This is a genomic window from Staphylococcus sp. 11007852, from assembly GCF_011394325.1.
GTDB classification, from domain to species: domain Bacteria; phylum Bacillota; class Bacilli; order Staphylococcales; family Staphylococcaceae; genus Staphylococcus; species Staphylococcus agnetis.
This window is the reverse complement of the sequence record NZ_JAANBJ010000001.1, coordinates 47,854-63,979: the sequence shown is the minus strand read 5'-3', so window position 1 is coordinate 63,979 and position 16,126 is coordinate 47,854. Positions and strand designations below refer to the sequence as shown.

Below are 16,126 nucleotides of genomic sequence, written 5' to 3'. Positions count from 1 at the left end.
TTTGGGCCAAATTGAATAGATGTATCAATTTCGGAACGACTTTTCACAATGCTTTTATTCGGTATGAGTTGAATATCTTCGTAATCAAAAATTTTCATTCTTCTAAACCCCTTATAAATTTATTCCAAAAGATAATATACTATCTATTTGCAATAAAGTAAATAAAAGGTTCTTACCAGCTTGATTTTTTCACACCAGGAATTTGTCCTTTGTGTGCATGCTCTCTAAAAGCAATACGTGACATTTCAAATTTACGTAATACACCTCTAGGACGACCTGTCACTTTACATCTACGTGTTAAACGTGTTGGTGAAGAATCTCTAGGTAATTTTCTTAATGCTTCATAATCTCCTTTCGCTTTAAGTTCACGTCTTAAATCAGCGTATTTCGCTACTAATGCTTCACGCTTTTGTTCTTTGGCAATTTTAGATTTTTTTGCCATATCTATCTCTCCTTCATTATCAAATCGTAATTATTACGATTTAAATCATAGCATATCCTTTTAATGTGAATCAAGGATGATTTTTATGATATTTAAAATATGATATAAATATATGTTGGCAAAGCGTTCAAAACATGATAAAATAACAAATCGTAATAGTTTCAATTTAAAAGGAGGTCGACCCAATGCGCGTTAATGTGACATTAGCATGTACTGAATGTGGTGACCGTAACTACATCACTACGAAAAACAAACGTACGAATCCTGAGCGTATCGAAATGATGAAATATTGCCCAAGATTAAATAAACATACGTTACACAGAGAAACAAAATAATAAGTTGATTTAAGCAGTTACGAAACACCAACTCATCAAAATACGACGTAAGCTACAGCCCGAAAGTTCGGTGTTGTGGCTTTTTTAATGCACTTTGCAAACTTTAAGCCTATGACATCATTATAGTAATGTCATACTTTACATAAGTACCACACATTGAAAGGTTCTACCCTCTACTAAGAATGATGATGAGTAATGTCAATAGTGGTCAGCAGATTTTCTTAAATACTATAGTAATTACAAGATTTCATCACTGACGCATTTACTTTTATATAAAAAGGTTTTATTTCAGATGTTATGCATCCTAAATGAAACTTAAAAAAGGACAACTTCATAGAAGCGCCCCTTTTATAACTTATTTAATTCCCGCTAAAATATAGTCTAATTGATCTAACATGCCCAACGCTTCGGCAACCCCTTTACCGTAATCAGGATCTGCTTGGTAACAATGGCGTATGTGACGATGTTTTACTTCATCAGTAGTACCTTCCATTTCGTCTGCTGTATTTTTAAACATACGTTGTTGTTGTTCTGGTGATTGTAATCGGAACAATTTACCTGGTTGTTCGAAATAATTATCATCATCTTCTCTAAAATTATGCTCGTATGCATCTCCATGAAGTTCAAGTGGTGGACGTTTGAATTCTGGTTGACTTTCGTGTACACCATAACTATTTGGATAATAATGCGTTTGACTACCTTGGTTACCATCTAAAATACGCATTTGACCATCGCGACTAAATGGGCAAATATTATTCACTCCAACACCTTTTGGTTGGTTAACAGGAATTTGCCAGTGATTGACGCCTAAACGATAACGTTGAGCATCCCCATATGAAAATAAGCGACCTTGTAACATTTTATCAGGTGAAAAATCAATACCTGGAATAATGTTTGTAGGTGCAAATGCTGCTTGTTCTACATCTTGGAAATAGTTATCTGGGTTACGATTCAATTCGAATTCCCCTACTTCAATGAGAGGATATTCATCTTTAAACCATACTTTTGTTAAATCAAATGGATTGTCTTTGTGATGTTTAGCTTGTTCTTCTGTCATCACTTGAATGTACATTTTCCATTTTGGAAAATCCCCGTTTTCGATTGCATTATATAAATCGCGTTGAGATGATTCACGATCTTCACCGACGATCTTTGCCGCTTCTTCAGGTTGAATATTTTCAATACCTTGTTGTGTACGGAAGTGGAATTTCACCCATACACGCTCGTTATTCGCATTAATCATACCGTACGTATGTGAACCAAAGCCATGCATATGACGGTAGCCTTTTGGAATACCACGGTCAGTCATTAAAATCGTCACTTGATGTAATGCTTCAGGTAAAGAAGTCCAAAAGTCCCAATTGTTTTGTGCACTACGCATATTTGTTCTAGGATCACGTTTCACTGCGCGATTTAAACTCACAAATAGTTTTGGATCTCTGAAGAAAAATACTGGCGTATTATTACCTACTAAGTCCCAGTTGCCTTCTTCCGTATAAAATTTTAATGCGAAGCCTCGAATATCACGTTCGGCATCCGCCGCACCACGTTCACCTGCTACAGTAGAAAAGCGCGCAAACATTTCAGTCTTTTTCCCAACTTCAGAAAAAATCTTGGCTGCTGTATATTGTGTGATATCATTGGTCACGGTAAATGTACCAAACGCACCTGAGCCTTTCGCATGCATACGTCTTTCTGGAATCACTTCACGATCAAAATGAGACATTTGTTCTAAGAAGTATGGGTCCTGCATTAATAATGGACCACGTGGGCCCGCTGTTGCTGTGTTTTCACGATCTCCAATAGGATGACCAAATAAACCTGTTAATTTAGTCGGTTCTTCACGACGCATAGTAAAACCCTCTTTCTTCTTTATAATCATTCTAATGTAGTACTTACCTCAAATTATACTTAAAAATTCTAAAAATAGGAACTATTTCGCCTTATTACAGTGTATTTTTTTAATTTAGGGCTTTAAAGTTATAAAATACTATTGAAACCCCCAACATTTGCAAGTAAAATATATAGAATAATTGAATAGGGAGAAGATGTTTATGGAAGAAAAGAATTTAAATCGGGGGCTCCAATTGAGACATATTACGATGTTCGCAATTGGGGGTGCCATAGGTACAGGTTTATTTGTTGCTACTGGTGGCGTAATTGCGCAAGCTGGTCCTGGCGGTGCGATTTTAGCCTATTTGATTATTGGAATTATGCTATATTTTCTCATGTCCTCAATAGGTGAAATGGCTACATTCTATCCAGTTTCAGGATCATTTAGTAGTTATGCGACGCGCTTCGTTGATTCGTCATTAGGATTCACAATGGGTTGGTTATACTGGCTCATCTGGGCACTCGTTACAAGTGTCGATATTATTATCGCTACGAAAGTACTCAGTTATTGGAATACTTTTAGTTTCTTCTCACCCTTGGTTTGGAGTATTCTCTTTTTAAGTATTTTGTTATTACTTAATGTATTTTCAGTCAAAGCCTTTGGAGAAGCAGAATTCTGGCTATCATTAATTAAAGTTTTAACGATTATTGTCTTCATTATATTAGGTGTGTTAATGATTTTTGGTATTTTAGGTGGCCATACTTATGGTTTTGATAACTTCACGGTGGGTGAAGCACCATTTGTAGGTGGTATTTCTGGATTTTTAAGCGTATTACTTATCGCCGGTTTCTCTGTAGGAGGTACTGAAGTTGTTGCAGTAACTGCTGGTGAATCAGATGATCCGAAAAAATCTATGCCTCGTGCAATTAAACAAGTATTCTGGCGGATTTTATTATTCTATGTTTTATCAATTGCTGTCATTTCAGCTATTATTCCATATACAGACCCAACGCTATTAAATGAAAGTAGTTCGATTACACAAAGTCCGTTTACAATTGTGTTTGATAAAGTAGGTATCGCTTTTGCAGCTTCAGTAATTAACGCTGTTATCTTGACCTCTTTACTCTCAGCATCTAACTCAGGTATGTTTACAACAAGCCGTATGTTGTTTTCACTAAGTCAACAAGGTTCAGCACCTAAACTGTTAAGCCGCATTAATCATGCGACGAAGTTACCGTTAAATGCATTATTTACAACATTTGTGCTTATTACTGCCGTTACAGTATACGCCAATTTCAATCCTCAAAGTGTGATGGCATTATTAAATATTATTGGTGCATTAATTACTTTCGTCTGGGCATCTAGTATTATTTCTCAAGTTCGTATGCGTCGTGCTATTAAGGCGCAAAATAAAGATATTAATGCGTTATTACCTTATAAATCACCATTATTCCCAATCGGACCGATTGTTGTTTTGATAATTATCGCATTTTTGATTTTAGGAAGTTCGTTTGAAGCGATTGTTACATTAGATCTTGCGAAACTCGCTCAAAGCTTTTTACCCATTGTTTTATTAATTGCTGTTTATTTTGCTCACAAACTCTTAAATCGTACCAAACTCATTCCGTTAAAGGAAATCGATTTATCTGAGCACGAAATGTATAATCGTAAACAGTCTTAAAGTCATATCAATGTCGTTGAAACATCAGTGACAAAGAAGCGTATGCATTGCACTTCTTTGTCACTTTTTTACGTTATTTTCAGTAGTAAAAAATTCATGTATAATAAAGTAAACAAATTGTAAAGGGTGGACATATATGGTTGGACAAACAAACCTTTTTGATGATGTTTTAAAACAAGATGAACGCTTTGTCATTGTGGTTCAAGCTTTTGAAAATAAGCACAATCAACTTACAAAACGCACACTAAGAGAATATACGAGCCTAACCCATGAGCAAATGGAAAATTTGTATGCGCATTTAAAAGACCTCTATTTAGAAGAACCATTCGCGCAACATCAAACTGCATTTTCAATCACAGTATATACCAACCTTGACTACGCAGCAGACCAAGTCTATGCACACATCAAACGTCATCGAGGTAGAAAAGAATGGACACATACAGCAAAATAAATGCAATAGGAGCTTGAGACTCCCAATATTCTCATTTGACTGTAGTTTATAGCCATCACAATTCATGATGAAATGGATTGAGGTGGCTTTTTTAATTCATTGAGTTTTACATTTTTAAATACGATTAACACACACTCGTGTAAGGTAGTTATTGATTCTTAATATAGTTGATCTCTGTGTCCAACTCATACTGACATTGTTTAAACTGGATAGTATAATGTATCAACTCATATAAAAACCCCCAAATCCAAGAAATTGATTTGAAGGTCACAAGAATATTTTACATATTTGATGTTTCAATTAATTGTTTTAAAGCATGTGGAATACCATCTTCATCATGACTCTTAGTAATCATTTTAGCACGTGCTTTCAATAAATCGATTGCATTATCCATTGCAACAGGCATTCCAACAACGTCAAACATTTCTTTATCATTTGCACTGTCACCAAATGCAATCATCTGGTTAACATCTAAATTTAAACGTTGCGCTAAATCTTGTATTGCTTTCCCTTTGGAAACACCTGCACTCATAAATTCTAAAAAGAACGGCTTACTCGTTGTACAAGATATTGAATCATTAAATGTTCCTTTTAATGACGACATCAATTCCGAAATATGTGATTCGTAGTCAATGCCCATCGCTTTTGGCACAGGCTCTTGGATGTAATCTTTTAAGTCTGATACTTGTTTCATTGGTAATCCTGTAATTTCAGCTTCTATATTCATATATTCATGATTACCCTCATAAATAATATGACCGTCTTGATATGTAATAGTAAATAAGCCATGTTGACGACAATAATCAACAATATCATCAAAATCTACTTTTGAAATTAATTCACTAGCGATCACTTCTTTAGTTTTTAAATCTATCGTTTTCGCACCGTTATAGGACATAATGTAACTATTATGCTTATCCATCGCTAACGCTTCTGCGACAGGAATCATTCCTTCAGTAGGTCTGCCGGATGCCAAAGCAATCTGATACCCTTTTTCTTGTATTTGAATTAAATAATCTTTTGTCTCTTTCGAAACAACATTGTCAGATGTCATTAATGTGTCATCCATATCCATTATAATTAAGTCTGGTTTCATAATAACGCTCCTTCCATACCATTTAATACTACACCATTTCTCATCTAAAAAACATAACGATTCATCTTTACCTTTTTTTATTCTCAATGATAAAACCTTCAAAATTCATAAAATATGAACAATGAAGGTTTTATAGATTATAAGTACTATTCATGCGATACGTGATGAACTATAAGATGTTTTAATCTAAAATCACGCACACATTAATAGCGATATATAACTTTTGATTTAACTCCGTTTAAATTGACCGTTGCAAGTTCAGAATGACATGCTGTAACGTCTTCACGCAATGCGCGCACAAGCGGCCCACTTTGTTCTTTTTTTATCATCGTTAAAATTGTAGGACCTGCACCAGATATAACAGTTGCATAAGCATCAAATTGGTGCGCAATCGCTTTTACTTTTTTAAAATCTGGTAAAAGATGTTGACGATACGGTTCATGTAAGCCATCTTGTTCCATCATTTTACCTGCTAATTCATAATTATGCTGAATAAGTGCGCTAATCATTGTATTACTAATCGCACTATATTTGACCGCTTCATTATGTGCAATTGTTTCAGGCAAAACACGTCTCGCTTTTTCTGTTTCCAAAGGATAAGTTGGAATTGTAATAATAAAGTCTACGTCAGGTACATCTATATGTGCAACATCAGTCATAGATGTTGATGCGTTATGATAGCCGACAACCAAACCACCATAAATGGTAGGTGCGACATTATCAGGGTGACCTTCAATTTCAGTGGCCAATTGTAATAATTCATATTTGGATAACTCAATATCCCCAAAATAGTTTGCGATATATAGTGCCCCTACTAAAGCAGATGCAGAAGATCCTAAACCACGTGCTAATGGTATGTCACTGTACATTTTCACCTCAAGTGGTGGTAATGACACATCGTAGCGTTGAGCGACTTGTGTTGCAATTTTATAAATATAGTGGGACTCATCTGTGGGTAAACCTTCTAAGCATGGTCCATCATGAACAAACTTCCATGATGGTCCATGAATGGGTTGTGCCTCAATAATTAAAAATTTATTAAGTGCCATACCTATAGAATCGAAACCACATCCTAAATTCGCAGTAGAAGCCGGTATTTTTAAAGTTAACTTATGTTTAATCATTGTAGTGCATCCTTAATATATTGAATAATACTGTCTTTATCATTTGGTAGTGCTTGAATTGGGTTTTCTAATAGATTAATAGCAGTATCAGGGTCCTTAAGTCCGTTTCCTGTTAAAACAGCAACCACTTTTTGTCCTTGTTTTAATTTTCCGGCGCGATGTAATTTAATTAACCCTGCAATGGATGCATTACTTGCTGGTTCACTAAAAATACCTTCCTTAGATGTCATCATTTGATAAGCTTCTAATATTTCCTCATCAGTAACAGCATCAATTAAACCGTTAGAGGATTGAATAGCATCTACAGCTTTATCCCAACTCGCTGGATTACCGATGCGAATCGCTGTCGCAATCGTTTCAGGATTTTTTACGACTTGGTTTTGAACAATTGGAGATGCGCCCTCTGCTTGAAAACCAAACATTTTAGGCTTTCCAGTTTGTTCACGCGCATCATATTCTTTAAAACCTTTCCAATAAGCCGTAATGTTTCCGGCGTTACCTACTGGAATTGCTAATATATCTGGCGCCTGTCCATCTAATTGTTCTACTATTTCAAAAGCAGCTGTTTTTTGCCCTTCAATTCGGTATGGATTAACGGAATTTACAAGTTCAATTTCTCCATCTTGCGCTACTTCTTTAACAATTTCTAACGCTTCGTCGAAATTCCCTTCAATAGAAACAATCTCTGCACCATACATAACTGCTTGTGATAATTTACCGAGTGCAATTTTACCTTCAGGGATAACGACAATTGATTTCAAACCAGCACGTGCGGCATAAGCAGCAGCTGAAGCGGATGTATTTCCTGTTGATGCACAAATGACTATTTTACGTCCTTGTTCTTTGGCTTTAGTAACCGCCATCACCATACCTCGATCTTTAAACGAGCCTGTCGGATTTGCACCTTCATATTTTACATATAATTCTATACCTAACATTTCAGACATCGTATCACAATAAATTAATGGTGTATGTCCTTCATTTAATGAAACTTCAGGTGTTTCTTCATTCACTGGTAAGTATTGACGGTATTCTTGTACTAAACCTCTCCACATTTTCATTATCATCATGCCCCTTCAACTGGATAAATTTTCTTAACTTGATATCCTTCTTCTGCGTCAATATACTTTTGAGGTGACTCATCGATACCATGAATAATCAATGCCACCGTTTGGTCACTCATTGATTCAATTTTTAAAGATTTATGGAACGGTAATGCACCTTTGATGACCGATTCTATATGCTTAATTGAAACAGCTGGTGTTTCCGCGACAACATAAAAACTCGCTTTTTCAGAAATGGTTATGGGTTCATTACTATCCATCATTTCTTTTGTTTCCTCAGTTTTAAGTTCAAAATGTGGTGGAAGCGTATGTAAATCCGATTCAAATTGTAACGATACGTTCAATAAATCGCTGACAACGGCACTCCCTGTTGCTAAACTTCCTGCACCTTTACCATAAAACATTGTTTCACCCACTGCATCTCCAACAACATAAATCGCGTTATATTCATTTTCTACAGATGCAAGTTGATGCGTTTCAGGTAATAGCGTAGGTTTCACTGACGCAGTGACATTTCCTTGCGCGTAGCTCCCTTTACCAATTAACTTAATTTTATACCCTAAAGCTTGAGCGGCTTGTATATCTGCAGGCGTAACTTGAGAAATCCCTTCTGTTTCCACATCTTTTAAACGAATAACTTGGTTAAATGATAAATAAGATGTAATGACAACTTTACGAGCAGCATCTATGCCTTCAACATCATCTGTTGGATCTGCTTCAGCAAACCCTAGATCTTGTGCCTCTTTTAATGCATCTTCATATGATGTTCCTTCTTGAGACATCTTAGTTAAAATGAAATTAGATGTGCCATTAAAAATGCCCATAAATTCACTAATATTATTCGCATTTAAACCATTATTTATCGCATTAACAATTGGAATACCACCTGCGACACTTGCCTCATATTTTAATGCTACAGCGTTAGCTTGTGCTAAATCTTCCAAATCACGTAAATGCACTGCTAGTAAGTCTTTATTTGCAGTGATGACATGTTTTTTTTGAGTCAATGCTGCTTTCAGCCAATCTACAGTTGGTTCAATGCCCCCCATCACTTCAATAACGATATCAACATCTTCATCATTTAATATATCGTCTACGTTTTCAGTGAGGTGATATTGTTGAATATTAATCGGGCGATTTTTACTTTTATCACGTACTAGAATATGTTTAATTTGAATATCTTTTTGAATGGTGTCTTTAATCTGTTGGTGATTCTCTTCTATGATTTTTACAACACCTGAACCAACAGTTCCTAATCCTAGTAATGCAACATTGAGCTGTTTCATATACAATCCCTCCGTGTTAATCTCTCAAAAAAGTTTATGTAATGTTGAATTATACGTAAATATGGTTTAGTATAAGTGCATTAACAAAGTTTGTAAAGTTCTAAAAATTTAGAAAATACAGTTTTAAATGCTTACTTTGTTATTCATTTAAGAATTCTCATTTAATCGTGAAAGAAAGGTTGTCATAGTATGAAAGTATCGAAATTCGGTGGCAGTTCTGTCGCAACTGCTGAACAAATTCAAAAAGTATTAAATATTATTAATAGCGATGATGAAAGACAAATTGTAATCGTATCAGCACCTGGTAAACGACATGAGCACGATACCAAGACGACCGATCTTTTAATTCGATTATATGAAAAAGTCATTAATCAATTAGATTACCAGCATAAAAAGACTGAAATTTTAGAACGCTTTAATGATATTATAAAGGGTCTGAATTTAAAAACCAATATAATCACTGAAATTGACCAAACATTAGAACGGTTAATTTACGAACTTAAAGATGAACCGCTTCGATTATTGGATGCATTAAAATCATCAGGTGAAAATTTTAACGCTCAAATTATCGCAGCATATAATACAGAGCAAGGTGTACCAACGGAGTACTTATCACCAAAAGACGCAGGTATTATCGTTACGGACGAACCAGGAAATGCGCAAATTTTGGAATCAAGTTACGAGACCATCAATCAACTCAACCAGCGAAAACATAAAATTATTATTCCTGGCTTTTTCGGTTATTCTGAAAAAGGAAATATCGTTACATTTCCTAGAGGTGGGTCTGACATTACAGGTGCGATTATTGCCCGTGGTGTTCGCGCGAAATTATACGAAAATTTTACAGATGTTTCAGGCATCTACCGTGCAAATCCAAACGTCATTCATGAACCCGAAATTATTAGTGAAATTACATACCGAGAGATGCGGGAATTATCCTATGCCGGTTTTGGCGTATTTCACGATGAAGCTTTACAACCGCTATACCGATATCGAATTCCTGTAGTCATCAAAAACACTAATCGTCCAAATGATCCAGGCACTTTTATCTTACATGACCGTGAATTTAATCGTAAAAAAGTGGTTTTAGGAATTAGTTGTGATAAAGGCTTTACAAGTATTAATATCAAAAAGTATTTAATGAATAGACAAGTCGGCTTTACTGTGAAAATCCTTAATATCTTAGCGGAAAATAACATTTCGTTTGACCATATGCCTTCAGGAATTGATAACATTAGTATTATAATGCGAACAAATCAGATTAAAGGTAAGGAACAACAGATTTTAGAAGCAATCCGTCGAGAATGCGAAATAGACGAACTAAATATTGAACAAGATCTTGCGATATTAATGGTAGTCGGTGAAGGAATGAGCGCTACAGTCGGAACAGCGAACAAGATTACGACAGCTTTAGCTGACGCAAATATCAACTTACGTATGATTAACCAAGGATCTTCAGAAATTTCGATGATGTTCGGTATCTCTAATAAAGACGCAGAATCAGCAGTGAAAGCGTGTTATGATAAATGCTATCATTAAGCACTCCAACAATATAAGTGATCAATAGAAGTCATAATTTAAGGCCTTCAACGTTCATGCTAACATGAACGTTGAAGGCCTTTTAACATATATCAAGTACGCTTTATTGCGAACTTCTCTCTTGAATGACTTTCCTCAGTCGTTCTTCCCCTACGACTGTTTTAAGTGTTACAAATTGAAAATAACTCATGCGATCGATGAGATGTCTAAAATGTCTAATTTGTTGTTCATTTATAGACTCATACAAATGAAACATCAATATGATTTCTGGCTTTATAAAATCCACATTCCATTTTAAAGAATGATAATAGATATGTTTTTCAGGTATACGTATTTGATTATCTAATCGGAAAATCCATTGATCTTCATCTACATCATAAATACGTATTTTCAACACGCAAGTCTCATGATTTTTGACTGCGATAAAAAATATATTTTTAAGTTCAATATCTTCTTTCGGAATGCGTTTTCCATTTTCATCAATACCTTCAATTTGATATGCTTCAGGAATGGCATCAAGCACTGTTAATAAATGCTGTCGTTTAACACTAATCGCTATCTTTTTAGAAATCTCAAGTTGATCATTTAAAAATAATTCAGTCGCAACATCTCCATAAAATTTAAAGTATTCTGGGACGTGCGCTATCAATATATCCATTAATGCTCTTGTGTTATTTTGATGTGAATGACTCAACTAAATGCCCTCCTTTCTGGAAACCGCTTTCACCACATAGGTCATTATATTAAAAATAACCATGATACGCAATGTATTAAGATTCAATTATTTAAACTTTCAAAAACACCAAGTTATCATAATATCATGATGGTAACAATACATATGATATTAATGGTGTTTCTCTCATCAAGATAGATGCTTTAAAAATACCCTTTCCTCCTGAAATTCTATATAAATTAACTTAATTGTTATAGTATGTTATGTCACATTTCACTTATTTTAAGATAGTAAATTTAATTATGGGTATTAATTAGTTATGTGACACTTTTTGTAAAATACATCTTTATAAACATTACATTCAAATCATTCATACCGTGTTAACGCTTATTTTTACATAAACTATTGCAATAAATAATTTCTTTTAAAAAATAATAAGTGATATCTTTAAAAGAGCTTTTACGCCATATTATAATTTTTTCGATTTTTTTGCTTCTTTCCAAGAGTATTCCGTTGAAAAGTATAAAATTTTTAATATAATATAGTATAGGTTCTCAAAAAGATTAGAAAAAAGGAGTGAAAAAATGAATAAACAATATGATTTGGATATTAATAAGGTTTTTTTCTATGAATCACACCGAAAAAAAATAATTAGCGAACTAAAAAAACGACATAATCTAAAATTAAATGACATTCTGTTTTTACATCACCTTAAAACTACAGATAGTCGTCGTATTTCGTTGCATAAAGTTAAACAATCTATAGATTTTAGCCTTATGGAAATACATAAATCACTCACTGCACTCACAGAGAATGGTATTATAGGTAAAGAACGTTCAACAGAAGATGAACGTAAAGTTTTTATCACTATTACCGATGAACAAGAAGAAAAAATGACTGAAGTTCTTGAAAACTTCAAAATATTAATTAAAGACACTATTCAATCTTAAACATTATCAAAAGAATATCCGCTTCAGAGTAAGACTGTCTCATTAAAATTGGTGATTAACGTCTTGCTCTTTTTTATTTAATGCGACATTTTGTTTTAACACGGATAAGGGTTATAATAAATGAAACTTTCTATGACCCAACATCATTTTAGTACTTTAACCTTTATGGAGGTGAAAAGCATGATTATGATATTTATCTTATGTACATTGATAGTCATCATTTTAATTTTAGCCGTTTTAAACCATGTAAAATTCAAAAGACAAAATGACTATTTACGATATGCAAATAAACGTCTAATTTTAAAATTAGAGCATGAAAAGAAGAAAAACAATACAAAAATAATCCCCTCAATACAAGCAATTCGCACACCACATCACGATACGCGTCGTATAAAAAATGTTTTGATTGAGACATTTGAGCAATTAAAAAAGACCCAAGATATCACTTCATATAAAATACTTTCAACAAATCAAATTGCTAAAAGAAATACATTTTTCGCTGACCTATCTCTTGTTGATTTCATAGTCCTATCAAATTTAGGACTTTACTTAGTCAAGTTAACGCATTTTAATACTCAAACGTTTATGCATTTTAATGGCACTTCTAGCTCTTCGCATCCATTCCAAGATCAATTTGCACATCATGTCAGTAAAATATATCATCAACAATTTCATGCGGATTCCAACGTACCTTATACATTTAGCGAGGAAGTAACTCCTGATAAAGTTATTTATCAATTTTACAAATATGATCCATTAAAACGCGTTGAAACAGCAGAAGCACATTTATCACAAGATTTAGAGAAACGATTAAAAACACATATTTCAACAATGGCATGCCTGATAGATACAAATGAAAAAATATATGAAAGTCAGTCGCATCACCCACGAAACGTATTAGTTATCAAAGATGATGCAACATTAACACAACATATTCATTCATTTGCTCAAACATCGCATTCTAATTTGTCAGATGACAAATTGTCACAATTAGAAACGTTATTAACACAAAAACACTAACCCTACATTATTTTGTAGGGTTAGTGCCATTTTATTAATTACTCCAAATATTCTTTTTTAACTTTTGAGCTTGTTTTTGTGCTTGTTCTATACGCTCTTGATATTTGTAATTAGGACGATAGAATTTTGCACGTGCCAAACCTTCTTTAGCTAGCTTTTCATTAAACATTTCTTTTCCTAACCAGACGTAAGCCAAAGTTCTACCATAACGGTCTTTTTCTTGCTTATCATATTCTAAACGTACTTTTTGATTAGTTAAGTGACGTTTTGTAAAGTCTGAAGCTTCTTTACCATAAGGTTGAACAGGTGTGTTAGGTTTTACTGTTTCTGGTGTATCTACCCCAATCATCCTTACCTTTTCTTGTTTACCATCTTTATCAACGATAATTGTATCTCCATCAATGACGCGTATTACTTTATATGTTTGTTCATTTGCATTGCTTAAACCAGCTGATTTAAACGGACCACTTTCCGTCATAAATTGTATAGATAGTACAATAATTGCAGCTGCGACAATGATCAATCCTGTTGTTATTTTTTTCATAAGTCCACCCTTTTCTAATAGTCTTAATCATCATAAATAATTTTGCAATTCGGGTCAATGTGCCAAATATTCATTTTTTATATAGAATCCGGTCCCATTTATAATATGAAATGATATAATCAATTCAATAGGAGTGAAATGACATGAAAACTTTACGTGAAAATAGCCTTTCCATCATTATCATCCTCTTCGCCATCCTTTTAGGATTCTTTTTACAACACTTTTTTAACTTACCTCTCATTGCAGGGGCTTTTATCGGTGTCTTACTTGGCGTTTTCGGTGGATTCATCATTCAAATGATAAAAGGCAAGCAACCCCAATCTCGTAATTCTAAAGAAAAAGAAGAGTAAATCAAGGCAGGAAGGCTGATAAAAAAGCTTTCCTGTTTTCATTATTCGTTATATCCATCCCAATTCTTTTGCTTTTTTCCAAGCATCGAATCGGTTTTCAGCCTCTAGTTTATCAATAATTATTGAAGCATAGTTACGAATCGTTCCTTCTGATAAGTATAATTTTTCAGCAATTGTTTTATGACTTAAACCTTCTCCAATTTCAGTCAAAATCATTTGTTCTCGATGTGTTAATGGATTACTTTGCGTAAATAATCGTGTCATGAGCTCGGAACTGTATGTTTTTTCATCGTTTAAAGCGCGATGAATTGTAGTCAAAAGATCATCAATTGGTTGCTCTTTTAGCACAAAAGCATCTACGTCGTTCGCAACAGCTTTTTCAAAATATCCTGGTCGCTTAAACGTTGTTACAATGATAACTTTTGTATCAATCTGATGTTCTCTAATGCGTCGCAACACTTCTAAACCATTCATTTTTGGCATTTCTATGTCTAAAAGAATGACATCCGGTTGGTGTAATTGAACACTTTCCCATGCATCTTGACCATCAAGCGCAACAGCGACAACTTGTATCATTTCATCAAGCTCCAATAATTGCTTCATGGCATCTGCAAGCATTTTTTGATCTTCAGCCACAATCATTTTAATCATATGAACCCCTCCATATCAAACACAATCAAAAGCACTACGCCATCACCACTAGAACTAATGGTTAATTGGCCATTTAAATCATTGACACGTTCCTGAATACTTTTAACTTCAAATGGTTGTGAAGGCATGACGCAGCCATTATCATAAATCCGAAAATAAATGTTATTATCTATGCATTGTATATCTAAAGATACTCTTGTAGCATTTGAATGTTTAATAACATTATTCATCGCTTCTCTTAAAATCATAGCCAGACTGGTTTGCTTTTCAATAGGTATACTTTCTATGCATTCAACCCTACTGTAAATAAATTCGATATGACTTTCTTTTAACATATGAGACATACGTTTGACTTCTGACATAAAAGTAATCCAATGAACATTGTCAACGATCTTACGTACTTGATTAAGTGTTTCTTTAGAAATTGTTTGAACTTCTTTCATTTCTATACATGCCTTCGAGGGGTCTGTAAGGCACAATTTTTGAGCAAGTTCTGACTTTATACTAATACTTGCAAAAACATGTCCTAAAGTGTCATGTAAATCTTGTGCAATACGTTGCCGTTCTTGTTCAGCCATCAATTGATTAATCTGACGCTTTTGTTGATGTAATTTTTGCGTTAAAATCTGCTTTTCCTTATTTTTTAAGTTAACTACAAAACTAATTGTTAAAATAATCTCTAAGAAAACAATATAAATCAACAATGTATTTTCAGTGAGATATGTGTACAATAATACAATGAGTAAACTAAAAAAATAATAGCTAACCAAAACTAATTTTGGTGAATTAAAAACATAATTTGGTAAATAAAACGTTAAAAAAACAAATAAAATGACTATTGAAGGATTTACATAACAAGCTAAAAGAATTATACATAAACAATGTAAAATTAAGATGATATGCAAGTATTTTTTTATTTCATCATCTTTTAACATTGTAAGCAAAGCAGTCGTTACCATAAATAATATCCATATCGAGATTGATACAAACATTGGCAACGGTGATTGCTCAATAAAAATTGAGACAAGAGGAATCATACAATACGTAAGATGGATCGTTGGAAATTTTGACACTCTCTCTTTAAAG

General features: G+C 33.8%; 18 protein-coding genes. 7 read left to right on the top strand and 11 right to left on the bottom strand.

The window, feature by feature from the left end; translation table 11 throughout:
• Both G8Y85_RS12295 and rpsN read right to left on the bottom strand, forming a co-directional pair.
• On the bottom strand, positions 1–98 hold a 98-nt coding region (locus G8Y85_RS12295), incomplete at its 3' end, for a hypothetical protein (protein WP_246864147.1).
• A gap of 74 nt (positions 99–172) precedes the next feature.
• Positions 173–442 (bottom strand): 30S ribosomal protein S14, encoded by a 270-nt coding sequence (gene rpsN / locus G8Y85_RS00295; protein WP_037564504.1) that lies wholly within the window; start codon positions 440–442, stop codon positions 173–175.
• A 185-nt stretch (positions 443–627) separates the two neighbouring features.
• On the opposite strand from rpsN, the gene rpmG reads away from it, so the two are divergent.
• Positions 628–777, top strand: coding sequence for a 50S ribosomal protein L33 (rpmG, locus tag G8Y85_RS00290; protein WP_014613994.1), 150 nt, complete (start codon positions 628–630; stop codon positions 775–777).
• 355 nt (positions 778–1,132) lie between these two features.
• Here rpmG and G8Y85_RS00285 read toward each other — a convergent pair whose 3' ends face one another.
• A complete protein-coding gene (locus tag G8Y85_RS00285) occupies positions 1,133–2,629 on the bottom strand; it encodes a catalase (protein WP_037564506.1) in 1,497 nt (498 codons plus the stop codon).
• Between the two features lie 202 nt (positions 2,630–2,831).
• On the opposite strand from G8Y85_RS00285, the gene G8Y85_RS00280 reads away from it, so the two are divergent.
• Together G8Y85_RS00280 and G8Y85_RS00275 are read left to right on the top strand one after the other, a co-directional pair.
• Positions 2,832–4,292: an amino acid permease gene (locus G8Y85_RS00280; RefSeq protein WP_060550968.1), complete on the top strand. Its 1,461-nt coding sequence runs from the start codon at positions 2,832–2,834 to the stop codon at positions 4,290–4,292.
• Positions 4,293–4,428: 136 nt separating this feature from the next.
• A complete protein-coding gene (locus G8Y85_RS00275) occupies positions 4,429–4,743 on the top strand; it encodes a hypothetical protein (RefSeq protein ID WP_103346500.1) in 315 nt (104 codons plus the stop codon).
• 280 nt (positions 4,744–5,023) lie between these two features.
• Here the strand turns inward: G8Y85_RS00275 and G8Y85_RS00270 are convergent, their stop codons facing one another.
• From G8Y85_RS00270 to G8Y85_RS00255, 4 genes are all read right to left on the bottom strand, one after another.
• Positions 5,024–5,839 (bottom strand): Cof-type HAD-IIB family hydrolase, encoded by an 816-nt coding sequence (locus G8Y85_RS00270; protein ID WP_060550967.1) that lies wholly within the window; start codon positions 5,837–5,839, stop codon positions 5,024–5,026.
• Between the two features lie 203 nt (positions 5,840–6,042).
• Complete coding sequence (gene thrB / locus G8Y85_RS00265) at positions 6,043–6,960, bottom strand: homoserine kinase (RefSeq protein ID WP_105996115.1); 918 nt, start codon at positions 6,958–6,960, stop codon at positions 6,043–6,045.
• Positions 6,960–8,024: a threonine synthase gene (thrC, locus tag G8Y85_RS00260; protein ID WP_103346503.1), complete on the bottom strand. Its 1,065-nt coding sequence runs from the start codon at positions 8,022–8,024 to the stop codon at positions 6,960–6,962. Before thrC ends, thrB begins: the two co-directional genes overlap by 1 nt.
• Before the next feature lie 5 nt (positions 8,025–8,029).
• On the bottom strand, positions 8,030–9,313 hold the full coding sequence (locus G8Y85_RS00255) for a homoserine dehydrogenase (RefSeq protein ID WP_105988934.1): 1,284 nt from the start codon (positions 9,311–9,313) through the stop codon (positions 8,030–8,032).
• Positions 9,314–9,502: 189 nt separating this feature from the next.
• On the opposite strand from G8Y85_RS00255, the gene G8Y85_RS00250 reads away from it, so the two are divergent.
• Entirely contained in the window at positions 9,503–10,852 is a 1,350-nt protein-coding gene (locus G8Y85_RS00250) for an aspartate kinase (protein ID WP_060550963.1), read from the top strand.
• A 103-nt stretch (positions 10,853–10,955) separates the two neighbouring features.
• Here the strand turns inward: G8Y85_RS00250 and G8Y85_RS00245 are convergent, their stop codons facing one another.
• Complete coding sequence (locus G8Y85_RS00245; protein ID WP_037564524.1) at positions 10,956–11,546, bottom strand: hypothetical protein; 591 nt, start codon at positions 11,544–11,546, stop codon at positions 10,956–10,958.
• Positions 11,547–12,109: 563 nt separating this feature from the next.
• On the opposite strand from G8Y85_RS00245, the gene G8Y85_RS00240 reads away from it, so the two are divergent.
• Both G8Y85_RS00240 and G8Y85_RS00235 read left to right on the top strand, forming a co-directional pair.
• Positions 12,110–12,475 carry a transcriptional regulator, SarA/Rot family gene (locus G8Y85_RS00240; RefSeq protein WP_060550962.1) on the top strand — a complete coding sequence of 122 codons (366 nt, stop codon included), beginning with the start codon at positions 12,110–12,112 and terminating at the stop codon, positions 12,473–12,475.
• Positions 12,476–12,655: 180 nt separating this feature from the next.
• Positions 12,656–13,495: a hypothetical protein gene (locus G8Y85_RS00235; protein ID WP_060550961.1), complete on the top strand. Its 840-nt coding sequence runs from the start codon at positions 12,656–12,658 to the stop codon at positions 13,493–13,495.
• A gap of 34 nt (positions 13,496–13,529) precedes the next feature.
• Here G8Y85_RS00235 and nucI read toward each other — a convergent pair whose 3' ends face one another.
• Complete coding sequence (nucI, locus tag G8Y85_RS00230; protein ID WP_165805235.1) at positions 13,530–14,039, bottom strand: thermonuclease NucI; 510 nt, start codon at positions 14,037–14,039, stop codon at positions 13,530–13,532.
• 143 nt (positions 14,040–14,182) lie between these two features.
• Here nucI and G8Y85_RS00225 point away from each other — a divergent pair, with 143 nt between their 5' ends.
• Positions 14,183–14,389, top strand: coding sequence for a hypothetical protein (locus G8Y85_RS00225; protein ID WP_060550960.1), 207 nt, complete (start codon positions 14,183–14,185; stop codon positions 14,387–14,389).
• A 48-nt stretch (positions 14,390–14,437) separates the two neighbouring features.
• On the opposite strand, the gene G8Y85_RS00220 is transcribed toward G8Y85_RS00225, so the two are convergent.
• The gene (locus G8Y85_RS00220; RefSeq protein ID WP_060550959.1) at positions 14,438–15,040 is read right to left on the bottom strand and encodes a response regulator transcription factor; all 603 of its coding nucleotides are present in this window, start codon (positions 15,038–15,040) and stop codon (positions 14,438–14,440) included.
• Positions 15,037–15,975 (bottom strand): sensor histidine kinase, encoded by a 939-nt coding sequence (locus tag G8Y85_RS00215; RefSeq protein WP_165805234.1) that lies wholly within the window; start codon positions 15,973–15,975, stop codon positions 15,037–15,039. The genes G8Y85_RS00220 and G8Y85_RS00215 overlap by 4 nt, the downstream gene beginning before the upstream one ends.
• Positions 15,976–16,126: the final 151 nt, after the last annotated feature.